The organism is Paucisalibacillus algeriensis (assembly GCF_000577245.1).
In the GTDB taxonomy this organism is placed as follows: Bacteria; Bacillota; Bacilli; order Bacillales; family Amphibacillaceae; genus Ornithinibacillus.
Window position 1 is genome coordinate 91,653 of record NZ_CBYO010000014.1, and the last position, 26,424, is coordinate 118,076.

Sequence of the window (26,424 nt, forward strand, 5' to 3'; positions counted from 1 at the left end):
GAGATTAGTATACACTTTAAATACAAATATGCAATACAAAACACTTATAAAGTTTCAAAAAATGAAAGCGCTTTATACCGTTTTGGGATTATGAAGAATATTTGCTTCATATCACAAAAACAAACCTATTCGTTAAAAGCCTTCATGATAGTTTGTATCGCATTTGTTTTGATGATCACTTTGCCATATTCTTTTAATCGATAAGAGGTAACAATGCTTGGGCTAGCAAATTCGGACATTAATGCAATTATATTTTCCTTATTATTACCATTTAATTCATCTCGTGTTAGTAACATATAATATCGATTACCCATATAAAAAATCTGCCCACCATTAATGGAGAGAGTATCTAAATAGGAGGTTACTTGAATAACATTTTCGAAATCATCAAATGAAAAAATTAATTCTTTGCTCTCATCAAGTGTCACTTTCATTTCAATGAAATCCTCATCCCAATCTATATTATCAGAGTTTTGAGTCACTATGACATGCATTCCCTGTGCTTGCATTAAATAAACCTGAACGTATAACTTTCCTTCAAGCTCAAATCCTAGCTCAGAACTAGCTTCATACATTACATCTGTAAAGAGATTCTGGATGCTTGTAGCATCCAATAAGAACTCCTCTTTATTAAATCCCCGTTCTACCAGATCGTCAAACGTCAAAAATATTGTAAATTGACTACTGGACACCCTTTCGATTCGCACATAGCATCCTCCTCAAAATAACAAATAAAACCAATAAATTTAGAATGACCCATTTTCGACCTAAAACGGTTAATTTCTTTTTATTAGTATATGCTTTTTTTAAAATTGTTGAACGATATACAACCCTAAACTTATTAACTTTGTGTTTCTGAATTTTGAATTCTTTAGTGCTGTAGACGGGGCCAGAATACGCTTTTGTTTTGTGCGTGCATTCTGGCCCTCCGGTATCTATTCTCTATTAGTAAATTATCAATAATTAAAGGCTCTTTAAAACATCACCATAGAAAAATAACAGCCCTATTACTGTAAGTAGTAAAATAACAACAATAGCTAACCTAATAAATGGTTTACTTATTTTAACATGCGTTCTATTTTTCTTTTGGCTGTGTACTACTTTTCTAGGGGGAAGATTTAATACATTTAATGTTTTGTCTTCAGATGTTATTAGGTTAACTGTTTCATCTAAATAATTGTGTTGGTCATCTAAACTTTGATTTTTCTCTTCTACACTGTTGTTGTTAACCTCTTGAAGAAGTTCACGTAATTCTTTAGCTTGATCATTACTTTCTGGTTTCATATCTTCCATTTTAGTCACCCCATATCTTATAACGAATAACTAACCCTAATAAAAAGTCCACAATAAAATGTGATGTTATCGAGACAAGCAGATTACCAGTTATTTCATACATATATCCAATCAGAAAACTAACGAATACGATTGATATCAATAGTACTGGCTTTTTTAAATACCGGAAATGAACGAAAGCAAAACTAAGGCTTGCTATAATATATCCGAATGTAGTTTGTACTACACCTCGAAATAGTAATTCCTCAGATACTGCAATTAAAAGTGTCAAGATAAATATATTAGGAAGTGACATACCCGAGAAGATACGTTTGTTTATTCCACCATCATCATAAAGTTTTTTTGGTAGAATGGAGATCATTATAAGGTCAATAACTACAATGATGATTCCCGGTAACATACCAAAATAAACAATTTCTTTTATGTCGAAATGAACTAAACTTGTCCACTTTGTCAAGCTATCAAATAAAATAAAACTGACTAAAAGCGTGATAATTATAAACAGTAGTTGAGAATAAACAACTGATTTTCTTAATTCTTGATCCGTTAACTGCTTAATGATTTCACTTTGTTTCATTTGGATTCCCCTACTACTAATAAACGTTTCAGTTTCATTTCCCATGTTGGAAGTTGTTTCAGAGGTATTGTTTGCTTTGGATTAAAATCTTGCAAATGGATACCGCAATTACTGCAACAATACTCTTCTACCTTGGTATAGCCATTTTGAAATCTAGTATAGAGACCCTCTCTTAAACACGTCTTTAGATGAATCCAATTCATCATATCTTTTAGCTTTGTTTGTTTTACATACAAACGTTCATCGCGAATATTTTTTATCTGTTCAAATGTTTCGTCAACTTTACTTTCATCATATTTTATACCATTTTTATGCTTTATGCCATGTTTTTCTAATTGGGAAGAGATAAAACGCCATTGTACTTCACTAATTTCGAACATTGCTTGAATCTCTTGGAATTCTACTGGCAAGATCTTATCTTCATCTTGGTATTTTATGAATAATTGCCTAGCACGAAACAAATCTCCATCTGAGGGTAATTCACTTTCTATCATTTGTTGTGGTAAGAAAGAATCTTGTCTGCAGTATAAAAGGACACTTATACTTTGGTTCCCATCTCTTCCAGCTCTACCAATCTCTTGAATATACGATTCTATTTGACCTGGAAAATGATAATGAAACACAAAACGAATGTTATTTTTGTTAATTCCCATCCCAAATGCACTTGTGCAACAAACAATATCAATTTGATCATTCATAAATTGTTGCTGTATAGCAACCCGATCCATTTGTTCCATACCACCGTGGTAAAAGGCAACTCGATGTTCTGGCAGTCTTTTTGAAAGTAAATGTGAGACATTTTCCGCAGCATTCTTACTAGAAAAATAGATAAGAGAAGGAACTTTATGCTCTGAAAGAACGTTAGTTATAATCTCTAACTTCTCCTCATTAATTATTACTTCTTGAATAGATAACGTAATATTACTACGATCCATCGGGTATATATGCTTACATATAGGACGCTCAAGAGAATTGATTATATCATCTTGAACTTCCCTAGTAGCTGTTGCACTTAAAGCAAGTACTGGTGGATCACCAATTTGGTTTATAACAGTCTTTAACTTCTGGTAATCTGGACGAAACTCATGCCCCCATTGGGAGATACAGTGAGCTTCATCAATCACAAACAAAGATACTGTCATCTTCTTTAAATAGAATTGTAATTCCTTCTGTTGCAACATTTCAGGTGAAACATAAATTAGTTTATATCGATACAAATTTTTATATAGTTGCTTTCTTTTATCATAATCTAGAAAGCTATTAAGAGCGACTACTTCTTTAAAATTCGTAGCCTTTAGCTCCTTTACTTGGTCCATCATTAGTGAGATAAGCGGAGAAACAACAATCGTAACACCCTCTAATAAACGAGCCGGCAACTGATAGCAAATTGATTTTCCGGTACCTGTAGGAAGAATGCCTAAAACATTCTTACCATTTAATACATCAGAGATAATTTCCTTTTGACCAACCCTAAAGGTGGAATATCCAAAATAAGTTTCCAACTCTTTTTCTAACAATATTGTATTAGACATGAATTTCACCTTCCGGTAAGAGCTCCTTTAACCTTGTTAGTACTAGTCTTATTTGAAAATAACTAATGGTGGAACTACAACTCTCTTTAATTGTCTTCAGTTTAAATGTATTATTCAACTGTATTGCAGCTATAATTTCCTCTTGCTCTTTCTTATTTACATAAGATTCAATTTGAAAGCTACTATCATATAGTGCAATCTCAACAATATGGTCATATATAGTATTCAATTTTAAATTTCGTATTTGTACTATCTGTTCTAAGCTGTATTGTTTCTTTAATAGATGAAAGGTTTGGTTTGCAGTATTCGTTATAAACTTCTGTTGATCAAAACCTATAATTAATTGACTTAAAATCGGGTAGGCTTCTTTCTTTTGGCTAACCAGATTAATGAGTACATGTGTAATTCCAGTTAAGTATATGATTGTATCATCTCTAGATAAATTATATTTAATGGCTAACTGTTCCATACTTAATCCATAATACTGATACCCACTTAACCTATCCACAAAAAAGTCTGCCTCCCCCTTTGGAAGTAAGGATAGTAATTGATACAATTCATGATAAAGTTGATCAGGAAAATTGGATTGTTGGTGGCGACGATAAAAGTCTTTTACCCATTTCGTTACCTCCTGAGAATCGACAATTGGTATAAACGAATAATTATTTACTAAAATATTTGAATAGGTTTGGACCAATAAATACAACCTATCTCTAAATTGCCTTTCAATTCCAGAAAAAGATAGTCCGTTTAAATAACTAAAAATGGTTGTTCCTTGAAAGAGGGACAGTTTTTCCTTTCCCGCTTTAGTAACATGATAAAATTCGTTCCCATCATCCTTATTAAGCAAACCGTTTTCTAGCATAACATTAACAATTTGCAGAAATTGATTTCTAGTTAGGGATAAATGTACTCCATAATATTTTTCCAGTTGAAATATCCGTGCATCATGTACGGATTGAATAGATTTCTTTCCTGTAAGAAGATGATATATTCCATAGATGGATCTATTGAATTTTATTTGAGTTAAACAGTCTAAAGTAATTCCCTCAACATACATAATTATTGACTCCTCAATATAACTACCTCTATCATATCATTTATGATGAGTTGAATTATATTTTTTTTCACTTTAAAATAGAATCTAGCACCAATTTTAATAGTATGAAAATAAGGGGAAACAAATTAATGAGAGTTAAATATACCATTGTTGATAAAGAAACTTGTATTGCCTGTGGTGCTTGTGGGGTGACATGTCCAATTATTTATGATTATGATGAAGAAGGCCTAGCCTTTGTAACAATAGACGATAATACTGGAGATAAAAAAATACCCGAAGAATTTGAAGATGATGTACTTGATGCCTATGAAGGATGCCCAAGCGGTTCTATTAAAATAGCTAAAAAACCGTTTAACGGAAATCCAAATAAATACGAGGATTAATAATTGAACACCAACTCATTAGTTGGTGTTCAAATGGTTTTGTACATACTTTTTAAAAACATAGGATATGGTTGGGTATAAGAGTATCATAAAGACCGCATTACCAATTGCATGATTCGTATCAAATGGTAATCCCACTAGATAATAAGCCATAAATCCTTGTCCCGTTATTTGGTAATTTGTTAATGAAACAATAAATCCATACAGATACCCACTAAAGATGGAAAAGATAACGATAACAAAGAATGGAAGTTTTTTCATGGTCTTCCCCATTATTCCACTAATTAATCCAATAAGTCCCCATGATACTATTTGCCAAATGGTCCAAAGGCCAGTTCCTAATATCATATTTGATAAAAATGTTACTAATACAGCTAAAATAATACTAGCAATTGGACCCAAAAATATCCCACATAAAATAATAACTGAGGTTACGGGTTGAACGTTTGGTATAAGGCTTGTAGCAATGCGTCCAACTACAGCTAATGTTGCAAGTAAAGCAAGTAATGTAATTTTATAGATATTCAACTAACTCATTCCCATGACTGAAGGTCAAAATTGACACTGTCACCATTTTCTAGCTCTACTTCAGCTGCACCAACCATTGACATTTCACCATTTATGGAAAGAGCCCAAAACATGGATTCAGCTTCATCGGCTAATATTCCATCAATAGCCAAGATATAACCAGGTTCTTTTTCTTCAATGTCAAAGTTCTCTTTCATAACATCTAATAGGATATCTCCTTCTTCAATAACAACTTCCTTCTCTTCTAACGTCTCTGATCCTTTATCTTTCGTTAAGGTTACAGTAATACTTGTTTCCTCTTGTTGTTCATTTGTTTCATTAGTAGAGTTGTTATTTGCTTGATTTTGCTTTGCATTATTGGTTGAATCCTCATTTCCACAAGCTACTAATAGAGTTAATACAGTTAATACTGCTACTAATTTAAATAATAATGATTTCACTATTCTCTCCTCCAATTATGTAAAACCTGAGAATGGGAGCATGAAAAAAGAGTTAACCCCGCAACAAGTTAACTCTTTCGACAGTCTGTAACCAATAAAAAAGCACAAAAAGCTATTTTATGTACTAGATTGTCTCAATTGTCCTATCCTCGGGATCATTGATACAAATGATAATTGGCAGGTCTACTGACTTTGTGACTCGAACCTACTCTAAGCCCTTCCCATAGATAAACTACAGTGGTTACACTTATTTCGTCATCACTCACAGTTGCGAGGACAGTTCTAGATTTTCACTAGATTCCCTTTTAAGTAAAAGATACACCCGTATCATTAGTTTTGTATTCAATTCTAATAAATATAGTAACACACAATTATTAAAAAACAAGATTTATTTATTTTCTTCTCTTGGTAACATAAAATTAAAGGTCGTTCCGATATTTAATTTACTTTTCACAGAAATAATCCCTTTGTGACCAGTTACAATATTTTTTGCAATAGACAAACCAAGTCCAGTCCCTTTTACTTTTTTATTTCTTGTTCTTGACTTATCTGCCTTGTAAAACCGTTCAAAGACAAATGGTAAATCCTCTTCTGGAATACCACTACCACTATCCTCAACCGAAACGGCGAATCCATCTTTATTGTTGGTTACCAGTACTTTCACAAAGCCATTTTCATTCGTGTGGCGAATTGCATTATCAATTAGATTTGTAAATACTTGTTCAATTCGATCTGGATCAAAATAAGCATATGGTTCTTCAATAGTTTTGGTAAGCGTTAAGTCAATTTTATTATCTTCGGCAATCCCTTTAAACTTTCGATAAATACGATCTATATAAGGGGTAACTTGGACTTTTTCTTTATTTAGTGTTAAATGACCAGCTTCCATACTTGCTAAATCTAATAGTTCATTTACCAAACGACTTAACCTTAATGACTCCTCATAAATAATTTGTGCTAACTCGTTTTTTTCTTCTTTACTTTCTGCTACGTCATCGACAATCGCTTCACTGTATCCTTGTAACATAGCAATCGGCGTACGTAATTCGTGTGAAACATTAGCGATAAAGTCTTTACGTAGTTTATCCAATCTTCGTTCTTCTGTCATATCACGAATAACTGCTACAGCCCCACGAATGTACGATTGATCATAGAGTGGAGTCATAATCATAACCCAGGTTCTTCCCTGTATAGTTATTTCCTCCATGACCTCTTTCTCTCCTTCAATTACTTGTTGGAGGAATTCATATAATTCTTTTGGTAATTTACGTGTTCCATCTTTAGTTGTGATATTCTTTTCGAAATACCAATCTTCAATGAACATTTCAGCAGGATGGTTAGTTGCAATAATATCACCACTTCTACTTAAAGTAATCACACCATCTGCCATTGAATTTACAATACTAGAAAGTTGTTCTTTTTCCTGACGTAAAGCATTAATATGGAACTTAAGCTGTCTTCCCATATGATTAAATGCCATTGCTAGTTCCCCAATTTCATCATGCGTCAAAATTGGAACCTTTGTATTAAATTCTCCTCGAGTCAAATCAAAAGCCGCTTCTCGCATTTTTATGAGTGGAGATGTTATACGTGTTGATAAAAAGAAGGCAAAAATAGTAGTAAGTACTATCGAAACAGCTGCTGCTCCCAAAATAATTTTTGTAGTTTCAGCCTTTGTTTTATCAACAATCGAAAGGGATTGAAAGACAAATACGCCAGCATCCGTATTTGGCACAGATGTTCCGACTAACATTACTCCAAGTTCCTGATTAGGTATTCCAATCTGTTTACTAATTGGTTCTTTTGAGGATATTACTTCTGAATTTATTGCTTGGTCTTTAAACCACTTTTCATTTAATGCTAATAAATCTTCATCATCCGTTTTGGAACTCCAAATATCACCATCAGAAAACGTAATAACAACCTTACTAGAAGGGTCCTTCACTCGCTCTGTCGTTTCATGGATAAGTGCCTCATCTTCATGATTTTCCACCATAACCGAAACCTTTGTCGCAGTTTGCAATAAGTCCTCTTCGGCTTCTTGAAGATGAAAGTTTTCAAAGAACTCCAGTAAGAATATCGTTAATACAAATAAGACAAAAGAAACTAGCAATAAAATGGTTACCGCTAGTTTCCCTACTACGCTACGCCAAAACATTATTCATCATCTACCTCAAATTTATATCCGACTCCCCAAACTGTAACAATCATCTTAGCAGCTTTTTTGGAGACACTATTTAATTTTTCACGTAATCGTTTAACATGTGTGTCTACTGTACGTAAATCACCAAAAAATTCATATTGCCATACATCTTTAAGTAACTGTTCACGATTAAACACTTTATCAGGTGATTTTGCTAAGTAACAGAGCAGTTCATATTCTTTAGGTGTTAATGCTACCTCTTCTCCATCTGCGGCCACACGATGTGCATCATGGTCAATAGTTAGATGTGGAAATACTAACAAATCTCTTGTTTGTGTATTCACATCTTGATTAGCTGTTGAACCAGTTCTCCGTAATAATGCTTTTACCCGTAGAACAACTTCTCTTGGGCTGAACGGTTTTACGATATAATCATCTGTCCCAACTTCAAATCCTTGAACACGGTTTGTTTCTTCACCTTTTGCAGTGAGCATGATTACAGGTGTATTCTTTTCTTTACGTAATTCTTCACAGACTTCAATTCCATCCATTTCAGGCATCATAATATCTAATAGAATGACATCATAATTATTTTCTAAAGCCAAACTTAGTCCTTCTGCACCATTTTCGGCTTCTTCTACAATAAAGTCTTCCCGTTCTAAATACATTCGTATTAGTCGGCGGATTCTTTCTTCGTCATCAACAACAAGTACTCTTGTTTCCATGATTGCTCCCCCTTATTGTTACTAATTAATTTCAGTATAAACCAAGGAGGTTAAATTGTATAAGAAAACATGACATTTGTGCGAAAAATGTCATGTTTCCAACAATAATTATTATTGACTTTTCTGGCCAAATCCGCAGCCCGAATACACTTCAATTTCCACAAACGGCCGGGATCCTCCTTGCTCCTCACCGAATCTTGTCCTCCTACAGGAGTCTCCGTGTATTCGGGCAGATCAGTGCATATAATAAACCATTCTACTAATACAAAATTACTTGTAAAAAGTATTTACATAAATATTTTCTAAGCATAGGAGTGTAAGCCTGCTAATACCAGGTTTACTACGATAAGGTTAAATAAGATTATACCGAATCCTATAACTGCGAGCCATGCTGATTTCTCACCGTGCCATCCTCGTGATAGTCTCAAGTGTAAGTAAGCTGCATAGAAGAACCATGTAATTAGTGCCCATACTTCTTTTGGATCCCAGCCCCAAAAGCGTCCCCATGCTTCTTGTGCCCATATAGAGGCGAAAATCAAACCACCTAAAGTAAATACCGGGAAACCAATCGCAACAGAACGATAATTGATTTCGTCCACTAAGTCTGGTTTTACGTTTTTAAGCATTGGCTGAATTGCTGCTCCTATTCGCTTTCTAAGGACTAATCTTGTTAGTGCATATATAAGTGTACCAACTATAAATGACCAAATTACACTATTAAATTTCCTACCTGCATCTGCACCATGCATCCATTCTGGAGTATCAAACCAAGGCTCCATGACATTTTCAGTTAATAAATTTCCTTCATAAGGTGCGGCTATTGCAGGTAAGTTATATTCTGTTTGAGTTGTCTTACCATTTAAATCATATTCAAAGGTGGCATTATAATTCATAGCCCCGAATACAGAAGAAATAACAACAAAACCAATAATTAAGAAAATGATATATAGTACAATCTCAAGTGATACTGTACGTGCATTACGTTCACTTTGATTTATCCCATGAATTAGGTAAATTAAACCAGCAACAAAGCTAATAAATAAAATACCCGAACCTAGTGCAACTGTTGTTACATGAATATATAACCAATGACTTTTTAAAGATGGGACGAGCGGTGAAATTTCTGTTGGGAACATACTAGCATAAGCAATAAAGATCATTGCAATTGGCAATGCGAATAATCCTAACAGATTAAATTTGTAAATAAACCAAATGATAATAAATGCTAATACTAGACACATACCCAAAAATGTTACGAACTCGAACATATTACTTACCGGAGCATGCCCTGAAGCCATCCATCTGGTGATAAAGTAAACTAATTGTGCAACAAGGCCAATTATTGTCAATGTTATTGCTAACTTACCCGCAAAACCAGACCTCTTCTCTTCACTAGTCTTATCTTTTATTGTAAAACCGAAAAAAAACGTCGCGACTAAGTAGAGTATAAATGCAGTAAATAGCATCGAACTACTCGTCTCTAGTAAACTCTCCATGAGTTGTCCTCCTTGAACTTCCTATTCGTCTTCCTTTTGATCCTCTACCATTTTAATGGAAGTACCTTCAATAACTTTTTCAATATCTTTCTTCAGACCAAACCAATTCTTGTTCGTGTGGCCAGCTAATAATATGCCATCGTTCTTAGGGTGAATCCATACTCTGCGATGTTGCCAATACATTCCTTGGATAACACCAATCATAAATATAATCGCACCAAGAACAAATAAAGGTAGAGTATAGTCTCTTTTTACACTAAGTCCACTCTTTCGATCAAATTGAATAGAATCAATTAATATTTTGTACTGATTATCTTCAGAACCTGGTACAGTTGCTGCAAATGTTCCTATTACATCCCCCATTGGCTTAAGCTCGACAACAGATGTATCAATTCCTAATTTCTCTGCAGAACCAATTACATCTCCAACAAAACTTGTCTCTGAATCTTCATTCTCTGGCATATGCAAATTAAAGATAAACGCAGGATTATTAGAATCATTTGTCTTTGATGTAACACCATTTTCAGTCAAACTATAATCTGGATAGTATTCCGTTACTTCTATTTTGAATCCATTATCGAGTTCATACTCAGATTTCGGGTCAAATAAATCAATTGTAAATTCTCCTAGTGCATCAGCTTCTGGATCATTCATTTCATATAACTTGAAGGTCATTTTGGAGAATTCATTTAACTGATATCCTTGTTGATAAAGGGTATAGCCTCCGAACTTCGCTGGTTTATTCATGCTTATTTGAAAATCACCTACTTTTTCATGATCCTCTTCAGCTCCAAGAACCTCAGCATCCTTCGCTTTATAGATGGTTGCGTTTGTCTGGAAGTTACTTGGGATAATCATTCCTTGTTTGGCAATGGCATCTTTAAAACGCTCATCATCTTCGGAATAGGTATCCAGAATAAACTCATGATTTTCAATATAATATTCACCATTTGTTCCAGGAACTACTCGTAATTCCCCTTCCCTAATCCAGACATAATCATCCATGTAAAAGAAAGGTATAGTCCTAATTAATGCTGCGACAAGAATAATAATTAGACCAATATGGTTAACATATGGGCCCCATCTAGAGAATCTACCTTTCTCGGCAACAATATGATTGTCTTCCTCTTTTATGCGATAACGGTTCTTTTCTAGACGTTCCTTAACTGTCTGTATTTCGTCATTTAATACACTTTCTGTTTCACTATACAAACGTTGCCTATTAATAAACGATTCGTGGCGTTTTGCCTTTTGACGCTTTAGTGCCCTATATAAAGGTACAAATCGGTCAATACTACAAATAACTAATGATACTCCGATTGATGCGATTAAAATTAAGTACCACCAAGAACTATATAAGTTATGAAAGCCTAATTGATAAAAGATTTTTCCAAACAGACCATAGGTTTCAGGATAAAAAATAGCTGGGTCACGTGAAATAGCATCCATAGGTATGTATTGCTCTAGTGGTAAGATTGTACCAATACCGGAGGCAATTAATGCAATAACAATTAACCATACGGCAACTTTAACAGAAGAGAAAAAATTCCAAACTTTATCTACAACTGTCTTGTTATATGTAGTCGATCTTCTGGCGCTACCTTCATAACGCATATTTAATAATTTCTTTTTATCGTTCCCATCAATATATTGATTTTCTTCAATAGGTTTACCACATGCCTCACAAAGGACTGTCCCTTCTGGATTCACGTGGCCACATTCACATTTTATATGTTTCATGAATATCCCTCTCTGATTTATGATTCAGTTGGCTGAATTTGTTGTAGATACTCCTCAAGTCTTTCAAGCGAAAGAGCACCTTCTACAATTTCAACAATTTCTCCCTCGGGACTGATAAAAAATGTACTAGGGATCGGACCTATCTTATATAAGTCACGAACCTGGTCTTTCGTATCGTGTGGAATAGGAAATGTCAAGTCATATTGATCAATGAATTTATCCACAACAAATTCAGTTGCATCAAGGCTCACTGCAATAATTTCCACACCTTTCTCTTGATACTCAGGGTAAAGAGCTTGCATGTAAGGCATTTCATCTTTACAAGGTTCACACCATGTTCCCCAGAAATTCAACATAACTCCTTTTCCTTGATAATCACTTAAACGAACTGTCTCTAAATCATTATGGTTATTTACCTGATTTAGTTGAAAATCCGGTGCTTGGTCCCCTGCTTTATAAATAGTTCTATCCGCAGTAATATTGGTTACCAGTGCGTACACTACTGCAAGTAGTAACAATGCCAATATAACAGAGCGAAATATTAACCTATTTTTCCTTTTATTTTTTTTCTTTTCTTTTGCCTGCTCAATACTCACACTAACCACTCCCCGACCAATTATACCATTATTTGGTCAATGAAATTTTGTCTAATCTTCAACAATTTGTGAAGCGAGGTTTATCATTTGTTTTACTTCTTTTGGTGTCATTTTTCGATATTCCCCAACTCGTAAACCATCAAGTGTCAGCATACCATATCTCTCTCGTTTTAATTTTAGTACTGGATAGCCTAATTGTTCCATCATCCGTCGAACGTGTCTGTTTTTACCTTCCCTTAAAGTTAATTCTAAAATTGCTGTATTTTTCTTTTTATCTGTTGAAATAACATGATATTTAATCACTTTTAGAATATCATTCTTATCTTTGACACCCTTCTTAAGCTTGGACAGTTCAATTTTTGAAGGTATTCCCTTTACTTTAGCTACATAAACCTTATCAACGCCATACTTCGGGTGCATGACCATATTGGCAAATTCCCCATCATTCGTTAAAAGCAAAATACCTGAGGTATCGTAATCTAATCTTCCAATTGGATAAATACGTTCATCTATTTCAGGAAAATAGTCTGTAACAACTTTTCTTCCTTTATCATCTTTTACGCTTGAAATGACACCTCTAGGTTTATAAAAGAGATAATAAACAGGTGGTTCCTTTTCTAATTGAATGCCATCAACCTCAATTTTATCATCTAGGCTCACCTTAGTACCTAGCTCTGTTACCACTTTATTATTAACTTTTACTTTTCCTTCTACAATTAGCATTTCCGCTTTTCTTCTTGAGGTTACACCACTAGCAGCAATTACTTTTTGTAAACGTTCATGTGTATTCGACATAATATCACCATTTTCAACCTTATTTTAACATAATAATAGCGTTAACCATTGGGTAACGCTACACAAAAGCATTATTATTGTTGTCTGTATACTAATTACCTAACCAAAAACTAATGTAACAATAACTATTGCTGCTATTATAGCAACTAAATCGGCTAAAAGTCCAACCTTAAGCGCATAGCCCATTTTACGTATCCCGACAGCCCCAAAATAAACGGTTAATATATAAAGCGTTGTATCTGTACTCCCTTGCATAGTAGAGGCAAGTCTCCCAATAAAGGAATCTGGACCATGTGTTGCAATAAGTTCAGTTGTTACGCCAAGTGCGGCAGAACCGGAAATGGGTTTGATTAGTGCTAATGGTACAATTTCCGGGGGTACACCAAAAAATAATAGCAAAGGAGAAATTAATCCGATTAAAGCATCTAGAGCACCCGAACTTCGAAATATCGATATTGCAACAATCATCCCTACTAAAAAGGGAAGTAAAGAAAAGGCTATCTTAACGCCCTCTTTTCCTCCCTCAACAAATAATTCATAGGAAGGAACCTTTTTCCAGGTTCCCACTAACAATACAATCATAATAAATAATGGGATAATCCACAAACTTACCTGTGTGATGAAAACCATATTACTTCCTCCGTGTACTTTGATAATAGAAAAGTCTATCTATAATTATCGCACTCAATGTTCCAATCATTGTTGCAAGAATCGTCGTTCCTACAATTTCAGTTGGAGACATGGAATCATACTGCATACGTATAGCAATTACGGTAGTCGGAATAAGTGTTAAACTAGAAGTATTAATAGCTAGAAAAGTAATCATCGACCTTGATGCCTCATCTGAACCACTTAGTTGTTTCATTTGTTCCATTGCTTTGATCCCCATTGGTGTTGCGGCATTACCCAGACCAAACATATTTGCCGTTATATTAGATAGTATATAACCAATTGCTGGGTGATCCTTTGGAATTTCGGGGAAAAGTCTAACTACAATTGGACGAAATATTTTAGCTAGTCCTCTTAATATGCCTGCTTCTTCAGCAATTTTCATAATCCCTAGCCAAAAAACTAATACACTAATAAGTCCAATTGATAAGGTAACCGCTTCATTCGCACTCTCAAATACTGCCTTGTTAACCTCGTCCATCGTACCATTAAACATTGCATAGACAATACCAATGATTGCCATAAAAGCCCAGATTAAATTAACCATGCTACCCCATCCTAAATATTTGCTTAAAAACTGAAATAAAATTTTCAATGAATGATGGTTCTTTTAGTTGACCATCTTGATAAATTGCAATTTCTGTAATTGGTTCATCACCTAAGTAATAAGTCTGTTTTCCAATTATTTGTTCACTCAACCAGGTGAGATTATTTTCGAATGCAGAAGTTTCACTTCGGATTGCTTTCTTCTCTCCAGCTTTTAATGGATACATTGTTTCTTCCTGGATATAACCCCTTATCTTTTCTTTTGAGCCTAACTCGATATCAATAAATCCCTTACCACCTAATGGTTCCATGTCGTATTGCGCAAATCCCCATTCAAACATTTGCATGTGATCTCTCCAATCGTCAGGAGCATCTAGAGTAACAGCAATCAGATTCATTCCATCTTTTGTTGCAGTAGAGACAAGAGTCCTGCCTGTTTGCTTTGTAAAGCCTGTCTTGCCTCCAGTACAATATTTATAATAAACGGTTAATAATTTATTTTTATTTTTCCAGCTATATTCCCTATTTTCCGATTTAAAGGATTTAGCGCCAGTAACTTGTTGGAACTTTTCATTTTTCATTGCATATCGCATTAATAGTGCCATATCATATGCTGAGGAATAGTGGGTATCCGAATCTAACCCATGTGGATTATCAAAATGTGTGTTAGTCATACCTAGCCACTCAGCCTTTTCATTCATTAAATAGGCAAAGCCTTCCTCACTTCCAGCAACGTGCTCTGCAATCGTGACTGCTGCATCATTACCTGAACGTAGCATTAGACCATATACTAGGTCTTCTAGCTTCATTTTTTCACCCTGCTTTAAATAAATAGAAGAACCTTCTGTATATATTGCCTTTTTACTTGCAGTAGCCATTTCTTCCATTTTCCCTGATTCAATAGCAATAATTGCGGTCATGATTTTCGTAATACTTGCTATATTGGATTTCTCATGTGCATTCTTCTCATACAAAATTCTACCTGTAGATTGCTCAATTAGAACAGCGTTGTTGGCAGACACACCAGGATCAGCATGTCCAATAAGTGGAGATGAAAAAGTTAAGATTATCAAAGTAATTAAAGTTATGACAATAAAACGCATTGTTTGTCCTCCCAAAAATCATGTCTGTACATTTTATGCTGGAGGAAAGCCGATATGAATAAATTGAACAACCTTTTAGTAAATACATCCAAAAGACTATTTCAATACGAAATGAAACCCTGATATCAATGTTTTCGGATATTTATTTTCTCAATCGAAAATTTATTAACATCAAATCAAAATAAAAAACTCTTACCTTATTACATGTAAGAGTTTTAGAATATTCGTATGTATTATTTCAATAAACACTATTTGTTCGGTTCTTCAAGTTGATTAAAACGATCAAAAAACAAGTCTGCTTCATCCTCTAATTCGTCAGCATCAAAATTGTCCGGAAGCGGTGGAAGCTCTTCTATAGAAGTTAAGCCAAAATAAGTTAAAAAGTCTTTACTCGTCCCAAATAATACCGGACGTCCAACACCTTCTTTACGCCCAACCTCTTCAATAAGTGATCTTGCAATTAAAGTTTGGACTGGACGATCACTTTTGACGCCACGAATTTCATCTATCTCTGAACGAGTAATTGGTTGTCTGTATGCAATGATTGCAAGAGTTTCGAGAGCAGCCTGCGACATTCTAGATGTCTGTGGTTCTTCTACAAGTCTTTTATAATATTCGCTATGCTCGGGCTTAGTCGTCAAATGAAACACGTTTTGAGATTCCATAATCATAATACCGCGACTTGCATGCTCATAATCATATTTCAATTCTTCAATTAAATGTTCTACAGCCTTTTCTGAGATTTCCATAATTTTTGCAAGCTCTCTTATGGTAATCCCTTCATCACCACATGCAAATAACAGCCCTTCTAAAATAGCTTTAACATTTTTCATCCTAAATTTCAACCCCTGAATAATATACATATAATGTATCAAAATGTTTGGACTGTTTACATGTTACTTGGTGAATCTTCATTAATTCTAGAAGTGCCATAAATGTTATGACAATATACGATTTGGTACGTTTTGTAAATAGTTCATCAAAAGAAACACCATTTCGTCTAGCTTGTTTAACTACGCTTAAGACTTCATCCATTCGCTCTTCAATTGGTATTTCAGCTCTTTGTATTCTTGTATCAAGAGGTTCTTTCCATTTCTTTCTTTCTATCATTCTACCTAAGGCACCGAGCATATCATAAATCGATATATCTCCTTGTATAACGGTCTTTTCAATAATTAGATTATCAAAAATGACTGGTGGTCTTGTGTATGTTTGATGAGCCTCTAATTCTTTTTCTTTAAAAGCTTCAGCAGCTTCTTTAAACTTTCGATATTCAATTAATCTTTGCATCAATTCTTCTCTAGGATCTTCCATGTATTCATCATCTTCTACTTCAATCTCTTGTTTCGGTAAAAGCATTTGACTTTTGATTGCAAGTAGGGTTGCAGCCATAACAAGATATTCGCTTGCAATATTCAGTTCAAGATGTTGCATTGCATGTATATAATTCATATATTGTTCCGTAATTTGGGCCACAGGAATGTCATATATATCAATCTCATAATGATTAATCAGATGTAATAATAAATCAAGCGGACCTTCAAACGTATCTATTTTTACTTGATATGCTTGATTCATACATGTCGACCCTTTCTTAAAATAATCAGTTAATAAAAAATATAACGCAACCCGTTTTATACGCCTATACACTGGGGAGGATACCTACATAAGTTATTAACGTAAGGTAGATGTTACCCAAACATTTATTTTAGTTTAATCTAAAGGAGGAATTTTTCATGGGTTCAGGATATAACTATGGCGGAGGATTTGCTTTAATCGTAGTATTGTTTATTCTATTAATCATTGTTGGTGCTGCTTGGTTCTAATATAGAATTTAACTACGATTAAATTCATCCGAACAAAATGCATAGCCTAGTAACAAAAATCAGCCCTATATTAAAGTAGGGCTGGTTTTTTTTCTAGAAGTCTTAATTACTATCGTAATTGACTTCCCTATGCATCAAGATTATTTTCGTGAACACAATGTTCATAAAAACGCTGTATTGGTTCTAATGCCGTTACATCATACTTTGAACCATAAAGTTTACGAATTTCTTGAATCATCTTTTTACCTACGCCAAAATTTCTATGTGAAGGATTTACGGAAATATGTTGAATAATTGCTTTATCACCATCAACTCGTAATCCGATTGCACCGATAATGTCATCAGCTTCTTTCCATAGATAAAGATGCCAATCTGAATTAGACTCATACTCTTTTATCGTTTGTTGCAACTTCTTTACATCTTTTTCTTCAGGCATAAAAGACAATAAACCCATTGCAATCTTTTCCGAATTTTTTTTATAGCGATTTAACATAGATACCCCTCATTATAAGAATAACTTTTTATCTAGTAGTATACTTTTCAGGTTGGAGTTCGTATTATATTATTGACCTATTAATCTATATTTGTCAAATTTTGTTTTAAAATACAAAAATAATCCAATAAAGAAAGCCCCAGATAATTCCAATCAATAGTAATGTAACAAATAGTAGGATATTTTTCTTTCGTTGGTTCAAAGTTCTCATCCTTTACTATTATTGACAATTTTTACCTACTTGTATACATTTTTTTTCGAAAACATTTGTCTAACAATGATATAGCCATCAGATTCTTGTTTCCCAATTTTGAAAGGGAGACAATTCATTAAACATAACCAACCATTGTATAACATGAAAATAAATATAAATGTATTTGGCAGATTAATATAGAGAAAGTAAAAGATGAATACCATTATTCCATTTAGTAGTGGTCCAAAGAATGCAATATAGATCATCTCATGAGATCGATAGTCTTCTTTCCGTGTACTTATAGTTAACCCGGAGGTAAAAAATGCCATACCAAATTGAATTTCAGTTTGACGAAATAACAATCCACACAATTTTCTACCTCTACCTACATATAAGGTAATCTCATCAGCTTTTGCAAGCATTGCACCAAGCATATGACCCAACTCATGAATAAGATTACTTATCGGTGCAACGATAAACACTAAATAAATCAATAAAACTGTATTCATCTAATCCTTCCTAAATTAAATTTTCTTATTCCGAAAGAACTTTTACTTCTTTCATTACATCACCATTTTTCATAGCCTTAGCATGTTCAATTCCAGAAGTTACTTGACCAAACACTGTATGAACTCCATTTAAGTGTGGTTGAGGCTCATGTACGATGAAGAATTGACAACTACCAGTGTCTCTTCCTGCATGGGCCATGGAAAGTGAACCTTCAACGTGTTTATGTGGGTTATTGTCAGTTTCACATTTGATTGTGTAGCCTGCACCACCAGTTCCATTACCAACCGGGCATCCACCTTGGCTGACAAAGCCCGGAATTACACGGTGAAACGTTAAACCATCATAGAAGTTTTCGTTTGCAAGTTTTTCAAAATTTTCTACAGTTCCTGGTGCCTCGTTCGGATATAGCTCAAATTCGATTTTATTTCCGTTTTCCATAAGGATATAGCCTTTTTTTGTCAATTTGTTCATCTCCTGTTATGTAGTGATTCTTGTTAATATCATGTTTATGATAACATTTTTGGTGGTATAATTAAAGTTTCATCCCTTTTATATTAAATTACTACCCTATAATGTCCGAGGCTCATATACACTCCGATTCTACTGTCAAAGCACAAGGGCAACATTTGTTCAAAAAAACCATCCCAGTGTCTACCTTCCCATGGGAGGCTGGTATACCTTCTAGAGAGTTAAAACAGCGTTGAATATTTTCAAAAATTAACAATATAGAAATTTTTAATCACCAATTATTCATAAGATAGATCGTGGCTTAGGATGTCTTGGTAGGTTTCTCGTTTGATTACTAATTTGTCTTGACCGTTTTCTACAAAGACAACTGCGGCTTTTTGGATGCGGTTGTAGTTACTTGCCATAGAGTATCCATATGCTCCTGTTGATAGAATCGCCAGTATATCCCCGCTTTTAACTTGGGGAATTGGTAGATCCCAAACTAACATGTCTCCTGATTCACAGCATTTGCCTGCGACGGCAACAACTGTTTCACTTGGTTCTAATGCTTTATTTGCGAGTAACCCGTGATACTTTGCTTGATAAAGTGCTGGTCTAATGTTATCTGTCATTCCACCGTCGATTGAAATGTAATCTCTAACTCCAGGTATATGCTTTTGTGAACCTACCGTATATAATGTAACGCCAGCATCACCAACGATAGAGCGACCGGGTTCAATCCAAATTTCAGGCATTGGGATATCTAGTTTTTCACTTTGCTCTTGAACAGTTTCCACTAACTGTTCAACATAATGATTTAGTGGTATTGGTTGGTCATCTTCCGTATAACGAATCCCAAATCCTCCCCCTAGATTTAACACCTCCGGGATATAACCATATCTCCTTTTCCAATCTGATAATTTTCTAAACAAGATATTGGTTGCTGTTACAAAACGATCCGTTTCAAATATCTGAGAACCAATATGACAGTGTAATCCTTTAAAGTTTATGTCATTATTTTCACGCAATTGATTAAAGGCTTCATCTGCTTGCCCATTATGTAAATCAAATCCGAACTTCGAATCTTCATTTCCTGTCATGATATATTGGTGGGTATCCGATTTTATTCCTGGAGTAACACGGATAATGACATCCATTTTCTTATTATTTTGTTTTAAAAGCGCTGTTAATAGCTCAATCTCATAAAAGTTATCAACAACAATACAACCGACATTATGTTCAATGGCCATTTTTAGTTCTTGTACACTTTTATTGTTTCCATGTAGATGTATTTTTGTCGGGTCAATACCAGCTTTAAGAGCAGTATACAGTTCGCCTTCCGATACAACATCAACTGATAAACCTTCTTGTTTCACAACCTGGAGTATTGCAATTGAAGAGAAAGCCTTACTAGCATATGCAACTTGTGCACGAACGCCAAGTTCCTTAAAAGTTTCTACAAATGCTCTACAGCGATCACGAATTAATGATACATCATACACATAAAGAGGTGTACCGTACTTTTTGGAAAGTTCTACGGTGTCCATTCCCCCTATCTCCAGATGTCCTTCATTATTTATTTGAAATGGATATTGCTCCAATGACATTTCCCTCACCTATTCATTCAATTAGTTAAAAATACATATAAAAAACTTATCATAAACATATCAAAAACAAAAGAAATAAAATAAAATCCCTCATAATGGAGGGATTTTATTTTTAAGACTTCCGAATCTTTGATTGGCTATACACATTTCTCGGATGTACGATAGAAGGTCTTGTATTCACGTATGGAGTTGGTATCCGAATGATAGTCCTTAACATTGCTTTGGCGTTAAAGGGGATAAAAGGCCAAAAATAAGGTGTTCTAAATGACTTTAAGTTAACAAGGAATATAATCAGCAACAAGATACTGATTATATAACCAATCAAGCCAAAGAATGCCGTGAAAAGAAGCAGTACAACACTAGCAACTTTGTTCGCTACACTAAGTTCATAGCTTGGGGTTACATACGTTCCGATTGCACTAACGGCTGTATATAAAATCACCTCCGGGCTAAGTAAACCTACATCAATAGCAATTTGTCCAATCAATACTGCTGCTATTAATCCCATAGCAGTCGAAAGTGCAGTAGGTGTATGAATCGCTGCCATTCTTAAGAATTCCATCCCTACTACCCCAAGTATTAATTGGACGGCTATTGGGATATTCCCATCTTCATTTGGACCAATAAAGGAAAGCTCCTTTGGTAAGAGCGTGGGGTCCATTACAAATAGTAACCATGTGGGCAACAAAAATACGGATAGAACTATTGCCAAAAATCGAATCCATCTAATTAGCGTACCAATTAGCGGCGCCTGACGATATTCTTCCGCATGCTGTGTATGGTGAAAATAAGTAGTAGGAACAACCATAACACTAGGAGACGTATCTACTATTATTAACACATGTCCCTCCAAAAGATGGTTTGCGGCAACATCTGGTCTTTCTGTGAACCGTACTAACGGAAAAGGATTCCACTTCCTTTCTACTAGGAACTCTTCTATTGGTTTTTCCGCCATGGTATTACCATCAATATTAATTTTTCTAATCTTATCTTTTAGTAACTCTACTAACCCTTCATCTGCTATATCTTTTATATAACTTACACAAACATCGGACTTGGATCGTTCTCCAACCTTAAGCATCTCATTTCTAAGGCGAGCATCGCGAATTCTTCTTCTCGTTAAGCTCGTGTTTTCAATGATATTTTCTGTAAAACCATCCCTCGACCCACGTATAACCCTTTCGGTATCTGGTTCTTGTGGGGTTCTTCCTGGGTAATTTCTAACATCAATCGTATACCCAAATCTTTCTCCATCAATGAAAATAACGATTAGACCAGATAACATTTGGTCAACAGCTTCATCCATTGTTTTTATAGTTGTTACTTGTTGGTGAAGAATTCTATTGCGAATTATTTCAGCTACTTTGTTCTTTTCTCTTTCCTTCTCATTAAGATTAACTAGTTCTTCTATAATATCTTGAATGATTAAACTATCAACTAATCCAGTCACATAATACAGTTGGATATCTGTCTTTAGCAACGTTATTTCTCTAAAACCTACATCAAAAGAAACATCTACACCTATTCTTTCTTTTAAGTAGGTAGCATTTTCTTTTATTTTTGATGATATTGGATGTTGAGTCAAACTTAGCCCTCCATTTTCTTATTTTACTAAGATGAGCCACTGAAATAAGGAACCTACTATTTTCCCAAAAACAACAGCCATTATTAATGTAATAATCTTCGTTTCCAAGCCGATTCGTCTAGATACAAGTGGAAATACGTTTAACACTTCAGTCAACGCAGCTGCAAGCATACCATTAAAAACCCCATGAAAAACACCCCAAAGTGCTAATAGTATGACAGGGTGAGACCAGGTAACATTAGTAAAAGAGAAATAAGTACCTACTATGGAACCGAGCACAACACATGCTGTGTATACTTTTATCAAATGGGATGTCCTACTTAATTGAATTAGTCTAGGTATAATCCCTAAAACAGTTAGAAAAGCAACAAACCCACTACCAACTGCAAGTCCTCCTGAAAAGCCTATTATGGCCTCTAATATATTAATGATGATGTTTAGGATCATTTAACTTATTCTCATGGAAGCTCACGTAATCATCAAGGGACTTTTGATAGTTATAGATTTCAACTTCTAAGGGGCTTGGCTCTTCGTTAAATCGCTTATTAAACCAATGGTTAAAAAATAATATCATCCCTATACCTAATCCAAATGAATATGGAATTTGGATCCATAATGGAAACTCATTTTGCTCACCAGTTAATAGGTAATGTAGCTTTTGTTGCACCTCTTGCATACTAACATCATAATGAAAGTTAATAATCGTCATGGCTGTCCCAATAAATAATAGAATCCATACGAAGGCCATTATCAATATACTTGGTGATTTTTGGTTATTTACTATTTTAACTATTGTTTGTTCTGGACCAAGCAATTGAATTTCAATGTTAGGGTAGCTTTGTGTTAAGTGTTTTATGATTAAAAAACTATCTAAAACGACCAACTCTTTATCTTTCTCGGTAACCCGATATAGCTTAATTTTTTCTAATTCATGTACAATCTCTTTTGAATGAGAAGAAATAAACGCAATATCTTTTAACTTAATCTCAGTTAGATTCTTTATTTCTAACTTTCTTCTCAAACGCAAATAAACAATTCCTTCCATTACGTTTCACCTCAGAAAAAACAATTTCAGTACTTGTTATTATTAGTCTAAATGGAAATATTATGAGGAAAACTCACTCTAGAATTACAAAGCCTCATGTAAAAAGAAAAAAAAAGGTTGTTATGAGGAAGCCCCTCATAACAACCTTCTTAAGGATTCATTTTATTTTTCATCTCAAAAAGTATCTTCTTCTCTAACCTGGACACTTGCACCTGTGATATCCCTAGTCTCTCCGCAACCTCTGATTGTGTTTTGTCCTTATAATACCGCAAAAACAGGATTAATCTTTCCCGCTCATTTAACCCTCTAATTGCCTCTTCTAAAGATAATTTATCAAACCAATTAGAATCTTGGTCAGCAATTTGATCTAAAAGAGTAATTGGATCGCCATCATTTTCGAATACCGTTTCGTGGATGGAATGAGGCGTTTTAGACGCTTCCTGAGCATGGACAACGTCTTCTGGTGATATTTCTAATGCTTCAGCAATCTCATTGATGGACGGCGATCTTCCAAATTGCTTTGTAAGTTCATCTTTTTTCTTACGAATTTTATTCCCGATTTCTTTAAGTGATCGACTTACCTTAACACTTCCATCATCACGAAGAAACCGTTGAATCTCACCAATAATCATTGGAACAGCATATGTCGAAAAACGAACATCATAAGAAAGATCAAACTTATCAATGGATTTAATTAACCCAATACTCCCAATCTGAAAGAGATCGTCAGGGTCGTATCCTCTATTCATAAATCGCTGAACAACAGACCAAACTAATCGAATATTTTTTTCCACCAAAAAGTCTCTGGCTTCTTTATCACCTTGTTGACTCTTTAGGATATATTCCTTTACCTGGTCATCCGTTAATGCTTCACTTTTTTTATTGTTTTTTACATTAACATCCATAGGCATACATCCCTAATTATAAACCGTTTTACTATTGGTTAGCTGTTTTCTCATGTAAACGGTTGTTCCCTCTCCCTGTTTGGAAATAACTTCAACAGCATCCATGAAATTTTCGATAATAGTAAAACCCATCCCTGATCGTTCTAGTTCAGGCTTTGAGGTAAACAACGGTTGCCTAGCCTCTTCCACATCACTGATACCTATTCCATAATCACGAATCGTTAATTCAATTTCACCGTCATCATCTATCTTACAGCTAATTGCCACTTTATGGTCCGGCTCGTTATTGTAGCCATGGATAATAGCATTTGTAACTGCTTCAGAAACAACTGTTTTAATCTCGGTTAATTCTTCCATCGTAGGGTCTAACTGTGCAACAAAAGCAGCAACTGTTACACGAGCAAAAGATTCATTTTGACTGACACTAGCAAACTCAACATGCATTTCATTCTTCATGAAGCCACCCCCAAAGTCTCTAATGCAAATTCTTCATTCTCCTCAAGGCGAATAATTTTAAACATACCAGACATTTCAAACAAACGTTTGATTGATGGTGGTATGGAGCATACAACCATTTGACCTCCTAATTGTAGAACTTCTTTATATCTACCTAAGACTACTCCTAGACCAGAACTATCCATAAAACTAACCTGTTCAAGGTTTAATACGACATGTTTAACTGAATTATGGTACAGCATGTCCTTCCATTCATCACGTAAACCCTCTGCTTCATGATGATCCAATTCACCAGATAAGCGAACAATTAGCACTTCTTCCTTCACTTCAAAAGAAAAATTAAGCCCCATTCAATAGTCCTCCTTACATACCTTTGTAAGTATAAATTCAAGATGAAAGGTGCAAATTCCTGCCTCCAGACAAAAGAAGAAGTAATCCGATGAAATTAGAGTTATTTAGTTATTCTTCGACAGTTTCTGCATCGAACGTTTGAATAATGTAAATAGTGATGCTTTTTCTATGTCTGATTCAACTACTAGGGGTGTTTCCGAAATCAAGTTCTCACCGTTTTTTACAACTAGTGTTCCCACTCGGTCTCCCTCATTTAAAGGTAATTCAACACTATCTAATTCTACGGACGTTGTTAAGTTCTCAACGGACTCACCTTTTTTGTAAAGGGTGCTTATCGATTCAGCAGCGACGACATTTACATTATTTTGCTCTGCTTTAAGTAGATCAAGTTTTGTAATGGCTTGCCCTTTATCAAATAGCTTTTTCGTTTCATACGTATTAAAAGCATAATCTAACATATTAGAAACAGCAGCATTTCGTTCTTTTGGAGTATCAACACCCATCACTACTGCTATTACTCGCATGTCATTCTTTTTAGCAGTTGCTGTTAAACAATACTTCGCTTCATTTGTAAATCCTGTTTTTAAACCGTCGACACCTGGATAGAATCGAACCAATTTATTCGTATTGACGAGCCAAAACTCATCCTCAGAGTCTTTTCGTAAATAATCCTCATAAATAGATGTATATTCTGTAATAGATTCATGACTTAATAGTTCCTTTGCCATCATTGCCATATCATGTGCTGTGCTATAATGATTTTCAGCTGGTAATCCAGTTGTATTTTGAAACAGGGTATTTTTTAATCCTAATTCTTTTACCTTGTCGTTCATTCGATTAACAAACTCTTCTTCACTACCTGCAATTCTTTCAGCTAGTGCAACGCTTGCATCATTTGCAGAAGCTACCGCTACTCCTTTTAAAAGATCATTAACTATCATTTCTTCTCCAGCTTCTAGGAATATTTGTGAACCACCCATCGAAGCGGCATTTTCACTTATGCGAATAACATCATCTTTTTTTAATGAACCCTTTTCTAGTTCTTCCATGATTAGAAGAAGGGTCATAATCTTCGTCATACTTGCAGGTGGTAACTTTTTATTAGCATCTTTCTCATACATAACGTTTCCTGTATCACGCTCAATTAAAATGCCAGATTTTGCTTCAGGTGCTAAATCCAACGATTTTTTCTGTGTTGCAGTACCTCCTTCTGCCATAACTTGAATGGAAAATAAAGAAAGTGTTATTACTAGTATTGTAATCATTAGAATATATTTTTTCATTTTGGTAACCTCCAGCAATCAATATACTTCTAGGTTTTCCAAAATGAAACAAACTTATAACAGAACTGTAAAATATAATAGTAAAGTTATGGCTTGA

At 34.6% G+C, this 26,424-nt stretch carries 31 protein-coding genes and 1 riboswitch; of the genes, 2 read left to right on the top strand and 29 right to left on the bottom strand.

The features are described from left to right. Positions 1–125 precede the first annotated feature (125 nt). From TY11_RS10015 to TY11_RS10035, 5 genes are all read right to left on the bottom strand, one after another. Positions 126–707 carry a genetic competence negative regulator gene (locus TY11_RS10015; protein ID WP_042145722.1) on the bottom strand — a complete coding sequence of 194 codons (582 nt, stop codon included), beginning with the start codon at positions 705–707 and terminating at the stop codon, positions 126–128. Between the two features lie 256 nt (positions 708–963). Then, on the bottom strand, positions 964–1,293 hold the full coding sequence (locus TY11_RS10020; RefSeq protein ID WP_042145725.1) for a hypothetical protein: 330 nt from the start codon (positions 1,291–1,293) through the stop codon (positions 964–966). Position 1,294: 1 nt separating this feature from the next. Further along, positions 1,295–1,870, bottom strand: a complete 576-nt coding sequence (locus TY11_RS10025; protein ID WP_042145727.1) for a CPBP family intramembrane glutamic endopeptidase — start codon at positions 1,868–1,870, stop codon at positions 1,295–1,297. Continuing rightward, complete coding sequence (locus TY11_RS10030) at positions 1,867–3,402, bottom strand: RecQ family ATP-dependent DNA helicase (protein ID WP_042145730.1); 1,536 nt, start codon at positions 3,400–3,402, stop codon at positions 1,867–1,869. Before TY11_RS10030 ends, TY11_RS10025 begins: the two co-directional genes overlap by 4 nt. Next, complete coding sequence (locus TY11_RS10035; RefSeq protein WP_042145732.1) at positions 3,395–4,462, bottom strand: YpbB family protein; 1,068 nt, start codon at positions 4,460–4,462, stop codon at positions 3,395–3,397. The genes TY11_RS10030 and TY11_RS10035 overlap by 8 nt, the downstream gene beginning before the upstream one ends. A 128-nt stretch (positions 4,463–4,590) precedes the next feature. Here TY11_RS10035 and TY11_RS10040 point away from each other — a divergent pair, with 128 nt between their 5' ends. Beyond that, positions 4,591–4,845, top strand: a complete 255-nt coding sequence (locus TY11_RS10040; RefSeq protein WP_042145735.1) for a ferredoxin — start codon at positions 4,591–4,593, stop codon at positions 4,843–4,845. Positions 4,846–4,863: 18 nt separating this feature from the next. On the opposite strand, the gene TY11_RS10045 is transcribed toward TY11_RS10040, so the two are convergent. The 13 genes from TY11_RS10045 to TY11_RS10105 all read right to left on the bottom strand — a co-directional run bounded on the left by TY11_RS10045 (position 4,864) and on the right by TY11_RS10105 (position 17,204). Further along, entirely contained in the window at positions 4,864–5,373 is a 510-nt protein-coding gene (locus TY11_RS10045) for an ECF transporter S component (RefSeq protein WP_042145737.1), read from the bottom strand. A gap of 5 nt (positions 5,374–5,378) precedes the next feature. Continuing rightward, positions 5,379–5,813: a DUF4430 domain-containing protein gene (locus TY11_RS10050; RefSeq protein WP_042145740.1), complete on the bottom strand. Its 435-nt coding sequence runs from the start codon at positions 5,811–5,813 to the stop codon at positions 5,379–5,381. Positions 5,814–5,971: 158 nt separating this feature from the next. Then, positions 5,972–6,154: riboswitch (cobalamin riboswitch) on the bottom strand. A 47-nt stretch (positions 6,155–6,201) separates the two neighbouring features. Further along, positions 6,202–7,971 carry an ATP-binding protein gene (locus TY11_RS10055; protein WP_042145743.1) on the bottom strand — a complete coding sequence of 590 codons (1,770 nt, stop codon included), beginning with the start codon at positions 7,969–7,971 and terminating at the stop codon, positions 6,202–6,204. Beyond that, positions 7,971–8,681 (bottom strand): response regulator transcription factor, encoded by a 711-nt coding sequence (locus TY11_RS10060; RefSeq protein ID WP_042145745.1) that lies wholly within the window; start codon positions 8,679–8,681, stop codon positions 7,971–7,973. Before TY11_RS10060 ends, TY11_RS10055 begins: the two co-directional genes overlap by 1 nt. Positions 8,682–8,983: 302 nt before the next feature. Next, entirely contained in the window at positions 8,984–10,177 is a 1,194-nt protein-coding gene (gene ccsB, locus TY11_RS10065; protein WP_042145749.1) for a c-type cytochrome biogenesis protein CcsB, read from the bottom strand. A gap of 21 nt (positions 10,178–10,198) precedes the next feature. Further along, positions 10,199–11,917, bottom strand: a complete 1,719-nt coding sequence (gene resB, locus TY11_RS10070) for a cytochrome c biogenesis protein ResB (RefSeq protein ID WP_042145752.1) — start codon at positions 11,915–11,917, stop codon at positions 10,199–10,201. 17 nt (positions 11,918–11,934) lie between these two features. After that, positions 11,935–12,513 (bottom strand): thiol-disulfide oxidoreductase ResA, encoded by a 579-nt coding sequence (resA, locus tag TY11_RS10075; RefSeq protein WP_042145754.1) that lies wholly within the window; start codon positions 12,511–12,513, stop codon positions 11,935–11,937. A 51-nt stretch (positions 12,514–12,564) separates the two neighbouring features. Then, positions 12,565–13,308, bottom strand: coding sequence for a pseudouridine synthase (locus tag TY11_RS10080; RefSeq protein WP_042145756.1), 744 nt, complete (start codon positions 13,306–13,308; stop codon positions 12,565–12,567). Positions 13,309–13,407: 99 nt separating this feature from the next. Beyond that, positions 13,408–13,938: a spore maturation protein gene (locus TY11_RS10085; RefSeq protein ID WP_042145758.1), complete on the bottom strand. Its 531-nt coding sequence runs from the start codon at positions 13,936–13,938 to the stop codon at positions 13,408–13,410. 1 nt (position 13,939) lies between these two features. Further along, on the bottom strand, positions 13,940–14,524 hold the full coding sequence (locus tag TY11_RS10090; protein ID WP_042145760.1) for a nucleoside recognition domain-containing protein: 585 nt from the start codon (positions 14,522–14,524) through the stop codon (positions 13,940–13,942). Position 14,525: 1 nt separating this feature from the next. Further along, a complete protein-coding gene (locus tag TY11_RS10095) occupies positions 14,526–15,626 on the bottom strand; it encodes a D-alanyl-D-alanine carboxypeptidase family protein (RefSeq protein ID WP_042145762.1) in 1,101 nt (366 codons plus the stop codon). A gap of 248 nt (positions 15,627–15,874) precedes the next feature. Then, the gene (gene scpB, locus TY11_RS10100) at positions 15,875–16,459 is read right to left on the bottom strand and encodes an SMC-Scp complex subunit ScpB (RefSeq protein ID WP_042145764.1); all 585 of its coding nucleotides are present in this window, start codon (positions 16,457–16,459) and stop codon (positions 15,875–15,877) included. A gap of 1 nt (position 16,460) precedes the next feature. Further along, on the bottom strand, positions 16,461–17,204 hold the full coding sequence (locus TY11_RS10105; protein ID WP_042145767.1) for a segregation/condensation protein A: 744 nt from the start codon (positions 17,202–17,204) through the stop codon (positions 16,461–16,463). A 158-nt stretch (positions 17,205–17,362) separates the two neighbouring features. Here TY11_RS10105 and TY11_RS20115 point away from each other — a divergent pair, with 158 nt between their 5' ends. Beyond that, positions 17,363–17,452 (top strand): YjcZ family sporulation protein, encoded by a 90-nt coding sequence (locus TY11_RS20115; protein ID WP_081472447.1) that lies wholly within the window; start codon positions 17,363–17,365, stop codon positions 17,450–17,452. A gap of 127 nt (positions 17,453–17,579) precedes the next feature. On the opposite strand, the gene TY11_RS10110 is transcribed toward TY11_RS20115, so the two are convergent. The 11 genes from TY11_RS10110 to TY11_RS10160 form a co-directional block, all read right to left on the bottom strand. After that, on the bottom strand, positions 17,580–17,945 hold the full coding sequence (locus TY11_RS10110) for a GNAT family N-acetyltransferase (RefSeq protein WP_042145770.1): 366 nt from the start codon (positions 17,943–17,945) through the stop codon (positions 17,580–17,582). Between the two features lie 237 nt (positions 17,946–18,182). Then, a complete protein-coding gene (locus TY11_RS10115; RefSeq protein WP_042145772.1) occupies positions 18,183–18,647 on the bottom strand; it encodes a site-2 protease family protein in 465 nt (154 codons plus the stop codon). Between the two features lie 25 nt (positions 18,648–18,672). Beyond that, positions 18,673–19,110 carry a peptidylprolyl isomerase gene (locus tag TY11_RS10120; protein ID WP_042145775.1) on the bottom strand — a complete coding sequence of 146 codons (438 nt, stop codon included), beginning with the start codon at positions 19,108–19,110 and terminating at the stop codon, positions 18,673–18,675. 284 nt (positions 19,111–19,394) lie between these two features. Then, complete coding sequence (gene lysA, locus TY11_RS10125; RefSeq protein ID WP_042145776.1) at positions 19,395–20,702, bottom strand: diaminopimelate decarboxylase; 1,308 nt, start codon at positions 20,700–20,702, stop codon at positions 19,395–19,397. A 112-nt stretch (positions 20,703–20,814) separates the two neighbouring features. Then, positions 20,815–22,287 (bottom strand): spore germination protein, encoded by a 1,473-nt coding sequence (locus TY11_RS10130; RefSeq protein WP_042145778.1) that lies wholly within the window; start codon positions 22,285–22,287, stop codon positions 20,815–20,817. An 18-nt stretch (positions 22,288–22,305) separates the two neighbouring features. Continuing rightward, positions 22,306–22,734 carry a stage V sporulation protein AB gene (locus tag TY11_RS10135; RefSeq protein ID WP_042145780.1) on the bottom strand — a complete coding sequence of 143 codons (429 nt, stop codon included), beginning with the start codon at positions 22,732–22,734 and terminating at the stop codon, positions 22,306–22,308. Next, positions 22,712–23,332 (bottom strand): stage V sporulation protein AA, encoded by a 621-nt coding sequence (locus tag TY11_RS10140; RefSeq protein WP_042145781.1) that lies wholly within the window; start codon positions 23,330–23,332, stop codon positions 22,712–22,714. Before TY11_RS10140 ends, TY11_RS10135 begins: the two co-directional genes overlap by 23 nt. 149 nt (positions 23,333–23,481) lie before the next feature. Next, positions 23,482–24,237 carry an RNA polymerase sporulation sigma factor SigF gene (gene sigF / locus TY11_RS10145; protein WP_042145783.1) on the bottom strand — a complete coding sequence of 252 codons (756 nt, stop codon included), beginning with the start codon at positions 24,235–24,237 and terminating at the stop codon, positions 23,482–23,484. Positions 24,238–24,249: 12 nt separating this feature from the next. After that, positions 24,250–24,693 (bottom strand): anti-sigma F factor, encoded by a 444-nt coding sequence (gene spoIIAB, locus TY11_RS10150; protein WP_042145785.1) that lies wholly within the window; start codon positions 24,691–24,693, stop codon positions 24,250–24,252. Continuing rightward, on the bottom strand, positions 24,690–25,043 hold the full coding sequence (gene spoIIAA / locus TY11_RS10155) for an anti-sigma F factor antagonist (RefSeq protein ID WP_042145786.1): 354 nt from the start codon (positions 25,041–25,043) through the stop codon (positions 24,690–24,692). The genes spoIIAB and spoIIAA overlap by 4 nt, the downstream gene beginning before the upstream one ends. Before the next feature lie 105 nt (positions 25,044–25,148). Beyond that, complete coding sequence (locus TY11_RS10160; protein WP_042145788.1) at positions 25,149–26,327, bottom strand: D-alanyl-D-alanine carboxypeptidase family protein; 1,179 nt, start codon at positions 26,325–26,327, stop codon at positions 25,149–25,151. Between the last annotated feature and the right edge of the window lie 97 nt (positions 26,328–26,424).

Bases quoted from the DNA above. Each gene is read 5' to 3' on its own strand.
- TY11_RS10040 (WP_042145735.1), top strand. From the start codon at position 4,591: ATGAGAGTTAAATATACCATTGTTGATAAAGAAACTTGTATTGCCTGT.
- lysA (WP_042145776.1), bottom strand. From the start codon at position 20,702: ATGTCATTGGAGCAATATCCATTTCAAATAAATAATGAAGGACATCTG.
- TY11_RS10140 (WP_042145781.1), bottom strand. From the start codon at position 23,332: ATGGAAGGAATTGTTTATTTGCGTTTGAGAAGAAAGTTAGAAATAAAG.
- TY11_RS10110 (WP_042145770.1), bottom strand. From the start codon at position 17,945: ATGTTAAATCGCTATAAAAAAAATTCGGAAAAGATTGCAATGGGTTTA.
- TY11_RS10080 (WP_042145756.1), bottom strand. From the start codon at position 13,308: ATGTCGAATACACATGAACGTTTACAAAAAGTAATTGCTGCTAGTGGT.
- spoIIAB (WP_042145785.1), bottom strand. From the start codon at position 24,693: ATGAAGAATGAAATGCATGTTGAGTTTGCTAGTGTCAGTCAAAATGAA.
- ccsB (WP_042145749.1), bottom strand. From the start codon at position 10,177: ATGGAGAGTTTACTAGAGACGAGTAGTTCGATGCTATTTACTGCATTT.
- TY11_RS10085 (WP_042145758.1), bottom strand. From the start codon at position 13,938: ATGGTTTTCATCACACAGGTAAGTTTGTGGATTATCCCATTATTTATT.
- scpB (WP_042145764.1), bottom strand. From the start codon at position 16,459: ATGAAAAATGTTAAAGCTATTTTAGAAGGGCTGTTATTTGCATGTGGT.
- TY11_RS10030 (WP_042145730.1), bottom strand. From the start codon at position 3,402: ATGTCTAATACAATATTGTTAGAAAAAGAGTTGGAAACTTATTTTGGA.
- TY11_RS10095 (WP_042145762.1), bottom strand. From the start codon at position 15,626: ATGCGTTTTATTGTCATAACTTTAATTACTTTGATAATCTTAACTTTT.
- spoIIAA (WP_042145786.1), bottom strand. From the start codon at position 25,043: ATGGGGCTTAATTTTTCTTTTGAAGTGAAGGAAGAAGTGCTAATTGTT.
- TY11_RS10060 (WP_042145745.1), bottom strand. From the start codon at position 8,681: ATGGAAACAAGAGTACTTGTTGTTGATGACGAAGAAAGAATCCGCCGA.
- TY11_RS10020 (WP_042145725.1), bottom strand. From the start codon at position 1,293: ATGGAAGATATGAAACCAGAAAGTAATGATCAAGCTAAAGAATTACGT.
- resB (WP_042145752.1), bottom strand. From the start codon at position 11,917: ATGAAACATATAAAATGTGAATGTGGCCACGTGAATCCAGAAGGGACA.
- TY11_RS10160 (WP_042145788.1), bottom strand. From the start codon at position 26,327: ATGAAAAAATATATTCTAATGATTACAATACTAGTAATAACACTTTCT.
- sigF (WP_042145783.1), bottom strand. From the start codon at position 24,237: ATGGATGTTAATGTAAAAAACAATAAAAAAAGTGAAGCATTAACGGAT.
- TY11_RS10025 (WP_042145727.1), bottom strand. From the start codon at position 1,870: ATGAAACAAAGTGAAATCATTAAGCAGTTAACGGATCAAGAATTAAGA.
- TY11_RS10105 (WP_042145767.1), bottom strand. From the start codon at position 17,204: ATGAATCAAGCATATCAAGTAAAAATAGATACGTTTGAAGGTCCGCTT.
- TY11_RS10090 (WP_042145760.1), bottom strand. From the start codon at position 14,524: ATGGTTAATTTAATCTGGGCTTTTATGGCAATCATTGGTATTGTCTAT.
- TY11_RS10115 (WP_042145772.1), bottom strand. From the start codon at position 18,647: ATGAATACAGTTTTATTGATTTATTTAGTGTTTATCGTTGCACCGATA.
- TY11_RS10135 (WP_042145780.1), bottom strand. From the start codon at position 22,734: ATGATCCTAAACATCATCATTAATATATTAGAGGCCATAATAGGCTTT.
- TY11_RS20115 (WP_081472447.1), top strand. From the start codon at position 17,363: ATGGGTTCAGGATATAACTATGGCGGAGGATTTGCTTTAATCGTAGTA.
- TY11_RS10055 (WP_042145743.1), bottom strand. From the start codon at position 7,971: ATGTTTTGGCGTAGCGTAGTAGGGAAACTAGCGGTAACCATTTTATTG.
- TY11_RS10035 (WP_042145732.1), bottom strand. From the start codon at position 4,462: ATGTATGTTGAGGGAATTACTTTAGACTGTTTAACTCAAATAAAATTC.